11 protein-coding genes are annotated in these 12,063 nt (G+C 62.3%); 6 read left to right on the forward strand and 5 right to left on the reverse strand.

Annotation, left to right across the window (positions count from 1 at the left end):
- The first annotated feature begins 248 nt into the window (after window positions 1-248).
- From AB7535_RS06765 to AB7535_RS06775, 3 genes are all read left to right on the forward strand, one after another.
- Window positions 249-458, forward strand: coding sequence for a cold-shock protein (locus AB7535_RS06765; RefSeq protein ID WP_028151479.1), 210 nt, complete (start codon window positions 249-251; stop codon window positions 456-458).
- 97 nt (window positions 459-555) lie between these two features.
- Window positions 556-798 carry a hypothetical protein gene (locus AB7535_RS06770; RefSeq protein WP_063984523.1) on the forward strand — a complete coding sequence of 81 codons (243 nt, stop codon included), beginning with the start codon at window positions 556-558 and terminating at the stop codon, window positions 796-798.
- Window positions 799-852: 54 nt separating this feature from the next.
- On the forward strand, window positions 853-1,077 hold the full coding sequence (locus AB7535_RS06775) for a hypothetical protein (protein ID WP_028151477.1): 225 nt from the start codon (window positions 853-855) through the stop codon (window positions 1,075-1,077).
- 206 nt (window positions 1,078-1,283) lie between these two features.
- Here the strand turns inward: AB7535_RS06775 and AB7535_RS06780 are convergent, their stop codons facing one another.
- Window positions 1,284-1,466 carry a hypothetical protein gene (locus tag AB7535_RS06780; protein ID WP_063984522.1) on the reverse strand — a complete coding sequence of 61 codons (183 nt, stop codon included), beginning with the start codon at window positions 1,464-1,466 and terminating at the stop codon, window positions 1,284-1,286.
- A gap of 304 nt (window positions 1,467-1,770) precedes the next feature.
- Between AB7535_RS06780 and bioB the strand changes: the two genes are divergently transcribed.
- Window positions 1,771-2,757 carry a biotin synthase BioB gene (gene bioB, locus AB7535_RS06785; protein ID WP_085400626.1) on the forward strand — a complete coding sequence of 329 codons (987 nt, stop codon included), beginning with the start codon at window positions 1,771-1,773 and terminating at the stop codon, window positions 2,755-2,757.
- 250 nt (window positions 2,758-3,007) lie between these two features.
- On the opposite strand, the gene AB7535_RS06790 is transcribed toward bioB, so the two are convergent.
- The 4 genes from AB7535_RS06790 to AB7535_RS06805 all read right to left on the reverse strand — a co-directional run bounded on the left by AB7535_RS06790 (window position 3,008) and on the right by AB7535_RS06805 (window position 8,483).
- Complete coding sequence (locus AB7535_RS06790) at window positions 3,008-4,285, reverse strand: MFS transporter (RefSeq protein ID WP_201266164.1); 1,278 nt, start codon at window positions 4,283-4,285, stop codon at window positions 3,008-3,010.
- A gap of 350 nt (window positions 4,286-4,635) precedes the next feature.
- Entirely contained in the window at window positions 4,636-5,913 is a 1,278-nt protein-coding gene (gene frc / locus AB7535_RS06795) for a formyl-CoA transferase (protein WP_085400627.1), read from the reverse strand.
- 66 nt (window positions 5,914-5,979) lie between these two features.
- Entirely contained in the window at window positions 5,980-7,713 is a 1,734-nt protein-coding gene (gene oxc / locus AB7535_RS06800; protein ID WP_085400629.1) for an oxalyl-CoA decarboxylase, read from the reverse strand.
- 74 nt (window positions 7,714-7,787) lie between these two features.
- Entirely contained in the window at window positions 7,788-8,483 is a 696-nt protein-coding gene (locus AB7535_RS06805; protein WP_166105920.1) for a GntR family transcriptional regulator, read from the reverse strand.
- A 347-nt stretch (window positions 8,484-8,830) separates the two neighbouring features.
- Here AB7535_RS06805 and AB7535_RS06810 point away from each other — a divergent pair, with 347 nt between their 5' ends.
- Window positions 8,831-10,960, forward strand: a complete 2,130-nt coding sequence (locus AB7535_RS06810; protein WP_028150267.1) for an acetate--CoA ligase family protein — start codon at window positions 8,831-8,833, stop codon at window positions 10,958-10,960.
- 216 nt (window positions 10,961-11,176) lie between these two features.
- Entirely contained in the window at window positions 11,177-12,019 is an 843-nt protein-coding gene (locus AB7535_RS06815; RefSeq protein ID WP_063984517.1) for an IclR family transcriptional regulator, read from the forward strand.
- Window positions 12,020-12,063: the final 44 nt, after the last annotated feature.

The raw sequence follows: 12,063 nt of genomic DNA on the forward strand, positions 1-12,063 counted from the left end.
CCTTGCCTCAGGCGCCTTTCGGGCCTGAATTCGCAAAGTCCGAATTGTTCCGCCGAAGCCCATGAGGCATTAAATCCCGCCAAGCCTTGCAACTGGCGCCGATGAGGTATACGTTGGTGCTGTTCGTTCAGCCGCTGTGCCTTGTTGAATGCGCCCGCGGGCTCCTTTTCCAGAGACATCGACGAATTGAATCTGGTTCTGCGTGAGTGTCACGCGGAATGTGCGCGTATGCGCTTTGGAGAAGAATAATGACGACAGGTACCGTGAAGTGGTTCAACGGCCAAAAGGGCTTTGGATTCATTCAGCCCGACGACGGCGGCAACGATGTGTTCGTTCACATCAGCGCAGTCGAGCGGGCTGGTCTCTCAGGTCTCGCCGAGGGCCAGAAGGTCAACTTCGAGGCCAAGACCGACAAGATGCGAGGCAAGGTCAGCGCAGAGAATCTATCGCTGGCCTAAGATCCTGCGCCGTTTCACGGATGTACTGAAACGGCCACGCTGCCCGCTCGATCCCAGGGATTGAGCGGGTTTTGTCCGTTGCGGGAGTGGGTGAAGCATGAGCGGCAAGAAGTCGGCTGAACCGTCACCCCAAAGCATTGCGCGTACCAACCGTCAGCGTTTGGCTGCCGAGGAGGGAACGCGGGCAATGGCGGACGTCGAGAGACAGGCCGTCGATGTTCGCAAGAACATGGCGCGGCTTCGCGAACTGCGCGAAGCCAAGGAAGCGGCCGACGCAACTCTTCAAGCATCGCTGCCGGCACCAACCCTGACGAAGCGCAAGAGAAAGCTGACGCGATAGTCGAATTCAACTGCGTCGACGAAAATCTGGAGAGGGCCGGTCACATGCCAAAGAGTGCGGATCGTGCCTAGGATCAAGTCGGACAGCGGCGGCACAATCACCTTCTTTCTCGCGCTTGGCGCAGGCCGGCAGATGTGCCGCCTTGCGACCACGTTCCAGACGCAGAAGCAGGCCTTCAGCTATCTTCAGAAATACCGGACGGAATTCGAGCGCATCGCGCGGAGCCGATTGGCCTCCGGGGAGCTCGAAGACGGGATCGTCGTGCTTTCGATGCTCTAAAGCATGACCCGGACCCGAAGGGCCGCGTTAGCGCAAAGTGCGAAGCGGTTTTCCGAAAAGATCATGCTCAAACAATAACCTAAAGCGCGTTGACGATTCATTCCGATCTCATCGCGCTTTCGGTCAGGCGTCGATTTCGACGCGACGCGCTCAGCGCCAGCCTTCATCGCGCGGATGCAACATCGTGACCCGGCAGGGAACGCGTCCTATTCAGAGCGGTCCTTCGGCTCGGCCTCGCGGGCCAGTCGCTCCGCTTTCAGCCGCTCGCGATTCTCGTTGAAGGAGTGCTGGTCCTTCGCATAGTCATTGATCGGCTTCTGCGTTTTGACAGGCTTGAACGCCTTGTTGGCTTCACGCTTGGCCCGATCCGAGGATTGATCTCTCAACATTTCGACCTCGTTTTGATCAACAAGCTGTGACAGGACAGGTGCTGGCCGACGCCTCCCACCGCAAACGCTGTGCGTAGGCTTGCTACCTTTCGGGGCGAGAAGAAGGCCAATTCTGCAGCGTTGCGCAGATGCTTTTGCGATGTGTTTCAGTCACTCGCCTTGGCGGCTGCGTTGCTCGTACGTCGGGATAGCACGCCGGCTTAGACAACAATGGCACGCCGCCGCTTTTGTTCCAAGGACCCTGCGGACTGGCGCCAGGTTTGCGATAGTGCGATTGTCCCGCCGCAATGTCAGGAGATGTGTAATGCTCGGTGTGAACGACGGGGAGACAATCCCCGCGAAGGAAAGGCCGCAAAGGTCTCAAAGATGGACCGGTGAAGATGCATGGGCGGCTTACCAGCTTCCCTTCAACGATCTGCTCTTCCGTTCACAATCCGTACATCGGGAGCATTTTGACCCAAATCGCGTGCAGTTGAGCCGGCTGCTGAACATCAAGACAGGTGGTTGTCCGGAAGACTGCGGCTACTGCAGCCAGTCGTCGCATCATGCGACCGCTCTTGCAGCCTCCAAGTTGATGGAGGTCGGGAAGATCGTTGCCGAGGCACGCAAGGCAAAAGACAGCGGCGCGACGCGTTATTGCATGGGCGCGGCCTGGCGCAATCCGAAGCCGCGCGACATGGATGCCATTGTCGAGGTCGTCGGAGCCGTGAAGGAGCTCGGGCTCGAGACCTGTATGACGCTCGGCATGCTCGACCGGGATCAGGCCGACCGGCTGAGTGCTGCCGGGCTTGATTACTACAATCACAATATCGATACCTCGGAGCGCTTCTATCCGAGCGTTACCTCCACCCGCACGTTCGCCGATCGTCTCGATACGCTGGAGCATGTCCGCGAGGCCGGCATGAAAGTGTGCTGCGGCGGAATTCTCGGCATGGGTGAGAGCGAACAGGACCGCGTCGACATGCTGGTCACGCTCGCCAACCTCCCGGAAGCGCCGGAGAGCGTGCCGATCAACATGCTGATCCCGATTCCGGGAACGCCGATGGCGAAGGCGACGCCGATAGGTCCGATCGAGTTCGTGCGCATTGTCGCGCTGGCGCGTATCATGATGCCGGCCTCATTCGTGCGACTCTCGGCGGGGCGGTCGGCGATGACCGACGAGATGCAGGCGCTGTGCTTCTTTGCCGGCGCAAACTCGATCTTTGTCGGCGACACGCTGCTGACGGCGGGCAATCCGCAGGACGAAGCCGATCGAAAGTTGTTCCGCCGGCTCGGACTGGAGGCGCTCTGAAGCGTGATCCCTCTGGAAAGCCACTGTGCGCTTTCCGGATTAGAGCGTTTTCGAGCGAAGTGGATGCCGGTTCGCGTCAAGAAAACGCATCAAAACAAGAATCTAGAGCCCCGTTCCGATTCCATCGGAACGGGAAAGACTCTAGCCAACGCCAGACAAAGAAAGGCCGCCGAAATCGGCGGCCCTTCGTCTTCTCTGATGGTCCCGCTTACTCAGCAGCCTGCTTCTGCGGCGGGGCGAGAGAGGTCCGTTATGCGGGAGCCGGAACCGCCGGATCCTTCACCAGCGCAAAGGCTGCAGCGGCCAAAAGGCAGAGGAGCCCGGCGAGAAGAAACGCCGGCACATAAGTCCCTAGCGTATCTCTGCTGACGCCCGCGGCAAATGCCATCAGGCCAACGCCGAGCTGGTGGGCGGCAAAAATCCAGCCGAAGACCACCGGCCCCATCTCCCGCCCAAACGTACCGACCGTCAACTTCACCGTAGGCGGAACAGTCGCGATGAAATCCAGGCCGTAGAGTATCGCGAACGCGCTCATCGCTCCCAACGTTGCGTTGGACTCCACGAGCCAGATCAACGCAAGTCCGCGAAAGCCGTAATAGATCGCCAGCAGCCATCGGTTGTCGTAGCGGTCGGACAGCAATCCCGATCCGATCGTACCGATCAGATCGAACACCCCGATCATGGCGAGCAAACCTGCTGATGTCACGACCGGCAAGCCGAGATCGCCGCAGAATGGCACGAAGTGTGTCGATGTCAGCCCGTAGCTGGATACACCGCAGATGAGGAACGTCAGCGCCAGCACCCAGAACACCAGACGGGTTGATGCCAGGCGCAGGCCCCGGAAACTGATTGCCGCAAAGTTCTGCGCGGGAATTGCGGGCACCGGCGGCATCGCCGTCTCTCCGAGTGGCGCCAGCCCCAATTCCTGGGGGCGGTCCTTCCCGAGCAGCAGAAAGAGGACGAGCGAGACGAGAAGACCGAATCCGGACGGAACAAGCGCGACGCGCCAGCCCCAATTCTCGGCGATCCACGCGCCCAGCGGCATGAAGATCAAAGTGCCGGTTGCGATTGATCCGTTCGGGAGGCCGACCACCAATCCCCGATGGGTCGTGAACCAGCGTACCGAGATGACCGCGGCAAGTTGCAGGGCCGTGAGCCCCGGCGCGATGCCGAGAATAAGCCCGAGGCCGAGCCACATTTCGAACCGGTTCGTCATGACGATCGTCAGCAGCGGTCCGGCCAGCGCCAGCGTTCCGGCGATCGACAGCATCATCCGCGGACCGTAGCGGAGCATCAAGCCGCCGGCGAACGGCGCCGCCAGTCCGAACAGCGCGAAGCGAAGTCCTTGCGATGCAGACAACTCGCTCATGCTGACGCCGATGTCAGAAGCGATCTCCCGCATCAGGACGCTGGGCACGCCGAGCGCCGAGCTTGCAAATAGCGAATAGAGAAATCCCAGTGCAGCCATCACCCAGCCGTAATGGATGTTTCGCGCTGCCGCATGCCGTGCGATGAATTCAGCAAGCATGGCCAAATCCCTTCGATGAAATGAATTTTCTGAAAAAGCCGAAGGCTATGCCGGAGCTCGCCGACGAAACCGGCGGCCTTTTGTCTCGAGATAATCACCTCGATCGTGCTGCGAAGTGCTCGTCGCCGCGCAAAACATTCACTTTTCGGATGATGGCATAATACCCCTGTTTTGCCCGACGTGTCAAAAGAGGTTTCGTGAAATACGAAATCGTTTAAAGCCAACAGGTTAGCTACTGTGCATGGGGTTGTTTTTCCATTTTTTAGTCACAGCCGCGACCGCACGGTCTTCTGAAGCAAAAAGGGCCGCCCCTTCGGGCGGCCCTTTCGTCTCGTTCAACGTGGTGCGGCTTACTCAGCGGCCTGCTTCTGCGGCGGCTCGAGCGCGCCGGACTTGTGGATGTCGGCGACCTGGTGATCGCTGAAGCCGAGCACGCTGCGCAGGATCTCGTCGGTGTGCTCGCCGAGCAGCGGGGAGCGCTCCACCTCGCTCGGGCTATCCGACAGCTTGATCGGATTGCCGACCGAGATGTACTTGCCGCGGGTCGGGTGATCGACCTCGACCACGGTGCCGGTGGCGCGCAGCGACTGGTCCTCGGCGATCTCCTTCATCGACAGGATCGGGCCGCAGGGGATGTCGTCCTTGTTGAGGATTTCCATCGCCTCGAACTTGGTCTTGGTCATCGTCCACTGTTCGATGCGGGCGAAGATCTCGTTGAGGCGCGGCAGGCGGACGGCCGGCTTGGAGTAGTTCGGATCGGTCTTCCAGGTGGGCTCGCCGATCACGTCGCAGATCTTCTCCCAGACCGGGGCCTGGGTGATGAAGTAGATGTAGGCGTTAGGATCGGTCTCCCAGCCCTTGCACTTCAGGATGCGGCCGGGCTGGCCACCGCCGGAATCGTTGCCGGCGCGCGGCACGGCGTCGCCGAACGGAATGCCTTCGCCGAACTGGCTGTATTCCTTGAGCGGACCATGCGCGAGGCGCTGCTGGTCGCGCAGCTTGACGCGGGCGAGGTTGAGCACGCCGTCCTGCATCGCGGCGGTGACCTTCTGGCCCTTGCCCGAATGCGTGCGCTGATAGAGCGCGGTGACGATGCCGAGCGCCAGGTGCAGGCCGGTGCCGCTGTCGCCGATCTGCGCGCCGGTGACGAGCGGCAGGCCGTCGCGGAAGCCGGTGGTCGAGGCGGCGCCGCCGGTGCACTGCGCGACGTTCTCATAGACCTTGCAGTCTTCGTAGGGGCCAGGGCCAAAGCCCTTGATCGAGGCGACGATCATCTTCGGGTTGATCGCCTGGATCTTCTCCCAGGGGAAGCCCATGCGGTCGAGCACGCCGGGGCCGAAGTTTTCGACCAGCACGTCGCACTTCTTGATCAGCTCGGTGAGGACTTCCTTGCCCTTGGGGTTCTTGGTGTCGAGCGTGATCGAGCGCTTGTTGTGGTTGAGCATGGTGAAATACAGGCTGTCCACGTTCGGGATGTCCTGCAGCTGGCCGCGGGTGATGTCGCCCACGCCCGGACGTTCCACCTTGATCACGTCGGCGCCGAACCATGCCAGCAGCTGCGTGCAGGTCGGTCCGGACTGGACGTGGGTGAAGTCGAGAATGCGAACGCCCTTGAGCGCTTTGGTCATCGTGTTGCTCCGTATACTCTGTCTGCCCCCGCAAACCGCAGGGAATTAAGGGTTGAAGGGGAGGACTTACTTTTTCTTCTGCAGAACGCTCTGCGGATTGAGGTTGCCGATGCGGCCGCTCTCCGAGCCCGCGGCCGGATCGATCACCGCGTTGATGAGCGTCGGCTTGCCCGAGGCCATCGCCTCGTTGACGGCGCGCTTGAGCTCGTCGGGCGAGGTGGCATTCACGCCGACGCCGCCGAAGGCTTCCATCATCTTGTCGTAGCGCGCGCCCTTGACGAACACGGTCGTCGCCGGATCGGCATTGACGCTGTTGATGTCGGTGCCGCGATAGATGCCGTCATTGTTGAAGATGACGACGCAGATCGGCAGGTTGTAGCGGCAGATGGTCTCGACCTCCATGCCGGAGAAGCCGAAGGCCGAGTCGCCTTCCACCGCGAGCACGGGATGGCCGGTCTCGAGCGCAGCCGCGATCGCCTGGCCCATGCCGATGCCCATCACGCCCCAGGTGCCGACGTCGAGGCGCTTGCGCGGCCTGTACATGTCGATGACGCCGCGGGCGAGGTCGAGCGTGTTGGCACCCTCGTTGACGAGGATCGCCTCGGGATGGTCCTTGATCACGTTCTTCAGCACGCCGAGCGCACCGTGATAGTCCATCGGCGACTTGTTGTTCATGAGCTTCGGCGCCATCTTGGCGACGTTCTCGTCACGCTTGGACACGATGGCCTTGGTCCATTCGGCCGGCGGCGCGGTCCAACCCGTGCTGATCGCCTGATTGAAGGCGGAGACGACCGAGCCGATGTCGCCGACCACGGGCGCGACGATCTCGACGTTGGAGTCCATCTCGCGCGGCTCGATGTCGACCTGGATGAACTTCTTCGGGGTCTCGCCCCAGCTCTTGCCCTTGCCGTGCGAGAGCAGCCAGTTCAGCCGGGCGCCGATCAGCAGCACGACGTCGGATTCTTTCAGCACCGTGGAGCGCGCGGCGCCAGCGCATTGCGGATGCGTGTCGGGGAGGAGGCCCTTGGCCATGCTCATCGGCAGGAACGGCACGCCGCTCTTCTCGACGAACGACTTGATCTCTTCATCGGCCTGCGCGTAGGCCGCGCCCTTGCCGAGGATGATGAGCGGACGCTTCGCCGCCTTGAGCACGTCGAGCGCGCGCTTGATCGAAGCGGGCGAGGGGATCTGTGCGGGCGCGGCGTCGATCACCTTGACCAGCGACTTCTGGCCGGCATCGGCGTTCATCACCTGGCCGAACAGTTTTGCCGGCAGGTCGAGATAGACGCCGCCCGGACGGCCCGAGACCGCGGCGCGGATGGCGCGGGCGAGACCGATGCCGATGTCCTGGGCGTGCAGCACGCGATAGGCCGCCTTGCACAGCGGCTTGGCGATCGCGAGCTGGTCCATCTCTTCGTAGTCGCCCTGCTGGAGGTCGACGATCTCGCGCTCGGAGGAGCCCGAGATCAGGATCATCGGGTAGCAGTTGGTGGTGGCGTGCGCGAGCGCGGTGAGACCGTTGAGGAAGCCGGGCGCCGACACCGTGAGGCAGATGCCCGGCTTCTTGGTGAGGTAACCGGCGATGCCTGCGGCGTAACCGGCGTTCTGCTCGTGGCGGAAGGAGATCATACGAATGCCTTCGGCCTGCGCCATGCGGCCCAAATCCGTGATCGGGATGCCCGGCACATTATAGATGGTGTTGATGCCGTTCAGCTTGAGCGCGTCGATGACGAGATGAAAGCCATCCGTCAATTCCTGCTCGGTGCCCGGTGCTTCGGACTTGGTCGCGGTATTCAGCATGGGCCTTGTCTCCCTGGTCTCATATGCCGTTTTAGGCTTTGTGGGCGAATGGCTCGCCCTTCTGGTGAACGTTGCTAGGTGAACAGTTCTTGACCGTGCGCTTCGACGTAAGCGGCAAGGCCAAGGGTGTGGTCGCGGGCGCGCTTCTCGGCGAGCTCGGTGTCGCGCGCTTCCAGTGCTTCGATCATGCTGAGATGCTCGGGCAGCGAAGTGGCGGTGCGATCCTTGCGTCCGATGGTGAGCTGGCGGTAGCCGCGCACGTGCAGCAGCAGGTCGTTGGTGAGATCGACCAGCACCGGCGATTCCGACAGCGAGATCAGCGCCTGATGAAAGGCGATGTTGGCGCGCGAATATTCCTCGACGTGATCCTCGGGCAGGCGGTCCTTGCCGAAATCCTTGAAGTAGTCGCGCAGCGCCGTGATGTCTTTCTTGCGTGCGGTGGTGGTGATCAGGCGGGCCGCCATGCTCTCCAGCGCCGCCCAGGCGCGGATCATGTCGACGATCTCGCTCTTGGTTCTGCGCACCACCATGATGCCGCGGCGCGGAACCGTCTTCACGAAGCCGTCCTGCTCGAGCATCGCGATGGCTTCGCGGATCGGGGTGCGGCTGACACCCAGGCGTTCGGACAGCGCGCGCTCGTCGAGCATCACCGGCTCGGGCGTCGAGTAGATGTCCATCTTGAGGATGGCTTCCTTCAAGGCGTCATACGCCTTGTTCTTGAAGCTGCTCTCCGGGGCAATACGAACGATTGCGATATCTGCCTCGGTCATGTTCGGCAACGCCTTGGTTGGTTTCCGCAGTGACACGACGAATCTCCTCCAGTGGGAGTCGTCTTTTACAGGATTATTAACTGGAAAGTTTTTGGCATACCACATGCCAGAATGTCAAGCTGGCTATTTTTTGCGGCGTTCTAAGTCATGCAGCAGCTTGACAAGTTGGCTTCTGGCATACCAAATGCCATCGCCAGCCATTTTTGATCCAAAGCGGCGGAGTAATGTGGGCTTTATGCCACTCCGTTCCGCGACATGGAACAGAGCGCGGCGAATGGCAAGCATCACGGGCAGCCGCTACACGCGCGCGCTTTGAAAGAACGAACTGAGGTCAAGGGAGAAGCCATATGTCCAATTCCAAAGATGCCGTCCGCAAAGTGCTCGACCAGGTCAAGGCGGACAACCGCACCAGCCTGACCGCGCCGGAAGGCAAGCTGGTCTGCGACGCCTACGGCATTCCGGTGCCGAAGGAGGGCGTGGCCAGGTCGGCGGGTGAGGCCGGCAAAATGGCCTCCTCGATGGGCTTCCCAGTGGTGATGAAGATCGTCTCGCCGGACATTCTCCACAAGACCGAAGCTGGCGGCGTCATCGTCGGCCTCAAGACGGCCGAGGATGCCGAGAAGGCCTACGAGACCATTCTCTCCAACGCCAAGAAGTACAAGTCCGATGCCAAGATCGAGGGCGTCCAGGTGCAGCAGATGCTGGCCGGCGGCACCGAGGTCATCGTCGGCTCGATCACCGACGGCTCGTTCGGCAAGCTGGTCGCTTTCGGCCTCGGCGGCGTGCTGGTCGAAGTCTTGAAGGACATTACCTTCCGCCTCGCGCCCGCGACCAAGGAAGACGCGCTGTCGATGCTCGACGGCATCCAGGCGCATGAGATTTTGAAGGGCGTTCGCGGCGGCGAGGCGGTGAATCGTACGGCGCTCGCCGACGTCATCGTCAAGGTCTCGCAGCTCGTCACCGATTTCCCCGAGATCGTCGAGCTCGATCTCAACCCGGTGTTCGCGACGGCCAAGGACGCGATCGCCGCCGACGTGCGCATCGTCGTCGACTTCGCCTATGTGCCCAAGCCGAAGCCGCGCCCGACCGAAGAGATCGTCGCGGCCATGAGCCGCATCATGCAGCCGAAGGCGGTCGCCGTGGTCGGCGCCTCCGCCGAGGACGGCAAGATCGGCAACTCCGTGATGAAGAACCTCATCAACGGCGGCTACAAGGGCGACATCTATCCGATCCACCCCAAGGCCGCCGAGATCCTCGGCTACAAGGCCTACAAGAGCGTGAAGGACGTGCCGGGCGTGATCGACACGGCCGTGTTCGCGATCCCCGCGAAGTTCGTCGCGGCGGCGCTCACCGAATGCGGCGAGAAGAAAATCCCGGGTGCGGTTCTGATTCCGTCGGGCTTCGCCGAAGCCGGCGCGCCGGAGCTTCAGGCCGAGATCGTCGAGGTCGGCAAGAAGTACGACATCCGCCTGATGGGGCCGAATATCTACGGCTTCTATTATACGCCGGCCAATCTCTGCGCGACCTTCTGTACGGCCTATGACGTCAAGGGCCACGCCGCGCTGTCGTCGCAGTCGGGCGGCATCGGCATGGCCATCATCGGCTTCTCGCGCTCGGCCAAGATGGGCGTCTCGGCGATCGTCGGCCTCGGCAACAAGTCCGATATCGACGAGGACGATCTGCTCGCCTTTTTCGAGCAGGATCCGAACACGAACCTGATCGCGCAGCACTGCGAAGACCTCAAGGACGGCCGCGCCTTCGCGGAAGCCGCCAAGCGCGTCTCCAAGAAGAAGCCGGTCATCGTGCTCAAGGCCGGCCGCACCTCGGCCGGCGCAAAGGCGGCCTCGTCGCATACCGGCGCGCTCGCCGGTAACGACAAGATCTACGAGGACGTCCTGGCGCAGTCCGGCGTGATCCGGGCCCGCTCGCTGCGGCAGCTGCTCGAATTCGCCCGTGGCGTGCCGGTGCTGCCGACGCCGAAGGGCGAGAACGTGCTGATCATCACCGGTGCGGGCGGCTCGGGCGTGCTGCTGTCGGACTCCTGCGTCGACAACGGCCTGTCGCTGATGTCGATGCCGCCGGATCTGGATGCGGCCTTCCGCAAGTTCATCCCTCCGTTCGGTGCGGCCGGAAATCCTGTGGATATCACCGGCGGCGAGCCGCCGATCACCTACGTCAACACGGTGAAGCTCGGCCTGTCGGACGAGCGGATCCATTCGCTGATCCTCGGCTACTGGCACACCATCGTCACGCCCCCGATGGTGTTCGCCCGCAACATGGTCGAGGTGAAGAAGGAGATGGAGGCCAAGGGCTTCGTGAAGCCGATCGTCGCCTCGCTCGCCGGCGACGTCGAGGTCGAGGAAGCCGCCGAATATCTCTACCAGAACGGCATCCCGGCCTACGCGTACTCCACCGAGCTGCCGGTCGAGGTGCTCGGCGCCAAGTACAAGTGGGCGCGCGGCGCGGGGCTGCTCTGAGACGACGAAGACGCTTCGGTATGATCCGGAGCGGGTGGTTATTCACCTCTCCCCGCGCGCGGGGAGAGGTCGAATTGCGAAGCAATTCGGGTGAGGGGGACTCTCCACGAGTCTAACTGTCACCGTCCTTGCGGAGACTCCCCCTCACCCTGACCCTCTCCCCGCAAGCGGGGAGAGGGAAATAAGAATAGGGCGAGGGAGAACGGTCAGGTCGCGATGAGCAAGAACGTGATCCGGCGCAAATCGCTCGAGCCTCGATCGCCATCGGAGGCCGACCACGACGCGCGCGATGGCGGCGTGCAGTCCGTCGACCGCGCGCTATCGATCCTCGAAACGCTGGCCGAAGACGACGAAGGCTATCGCCTCAGCGACCTCGCCGTGCGCACCGGCCTGTCGGCCTCGACCGTGCACCGCCTGCTGGCGACGCTGGAGAGCCGCCGCTTCGTGCAGTTCGACCGTGCCCAGTCCAAATGGCATGTCGGCGTGCGCAGCTTCACGGTCGGCGCGAGCTTTGCCCGGCGGCGTAATTTCTCCACGCAGGCGATTCCTTACTTGCGCAAGCTGCGCGATCTCACTCGCGAGACCGCCAATCTCGCTGTCGTCGACGACGAGTTCATCATCGTGCTGACCCGCATGGAGAGCCGCGAGATCATGCGCTCGCTGACCCAGGTCGGCGGCCGCGTCGCTATGGTGACGTCAGGCGTCGGCAAGGCAGTGCTCGCGACTTATTCGGACGAGGACGTCGGCGCGGTCATCCGCCATCACGGCATGCCCCGCCTGACCGAGAAGTCGATCGTGCGGCCGGGCGACCTGTTCAAGGAGCTCGAGAAGATACGCAAGCAGGGTTTTGCGCTCGACGATGAAGAAGCCTGTATGGGCCTGCGCTGTATTGCCGCAGTGGTCTATAACGACTGCGCCGAGCCGCTCGCGGCGATTTCCGTCTCGGGCATGACCAGCCGCCTGACCGACGACAGATTGCCGGAAATCGGCCAAATCGTGCGCGAAGTCGCCGGCGAGTTGACCGTCGCGCTCGGCGGGGTGATGCCGAAATCTGGCTAACAAGGAACCGGGCCTGTCGCTGGACAGCATCGGCCGTTTTGGCT

The organism is Bradyrhizobium sp. 956_D2_N1_4, from assembly GCF_052076025.1.
In the GTDB taxonomy this organism is placed as follows: domain Bacteria; phylum Pseudomonadota; class Alphaproteobacteria; order Rhizobiales; family Xanthobacteraceae; genus Bradyrhizobium; species Bradyrhizobium barranii.

Coding starts and splice junctions, on each gene's coding strand:
- AB7535_RS06815 (WP_063984517.1), top strand. CDS start 11,177: ATGAGCAAGAACGTGATCCGGCGCAAATCGCTCGAGCCTCGATCGCCA.
- AB7535_RS06805 (WP_166105920.1), bottom strand. CDS start 8,483: ATGACCGAGGCAGATATCGCAATCGTTCGTATTGCCCCGGAGAGCAGC.
- AB7535_RS06780 (WP_063984522.1), bottom strand. CDS start 1,466: ATGTTGAGAGATCAATCCTCGGATCGGGCCAAGCGTGAAGCCAACAAG.
- frc (WP_085400627.1), bottom strand. CDS start 5,913: ATGACCAAAGCGCTCAAGGGCGTTCGCATTCTCGACTTCACCCACGTC.
- AB7535_RS06765 (WP_028151479.1), top strand. CDS start 249: ATGACGACAGGTACCGTGAAGTGGTTCAACGGCCAAAAGGGCTTTGGA.
- AB7535_RS06790 (WP_201266164.1), bottom strand. CDS start 4,285: ATGCTTGCTGAATTCATCGCACGGCATGCGGCAGCGCGAAACATCCAT.
- AB7535_RS06770 (WP_063984523.1), top strand. CDS start 556: ATGAGCGGCAAGAAGTCGGCTGAACCGTCACCCCAAAGCATTGCGCGT.
- bioB (WP_085400626.1), top strand. CDS start 1,771: ATGCTCGGTGTGAACGACGGGGAGACAATCCCCGCGAAGGAAAGGCCG.
- oxc (WP_085400629.1), bottom strand. CDS start 7,713: ATGCTGAATACCGCGACCAAGTCCGAAGCACCGGGCACCGAGCAGGAA.
- AB7535_RS06810 (WP_028150267.1), top strand. CDS start 8,831: ATGTCCAATTCCAAAGATGCCGTCCGCAAAGTGCTCGACCAGGTCAAG.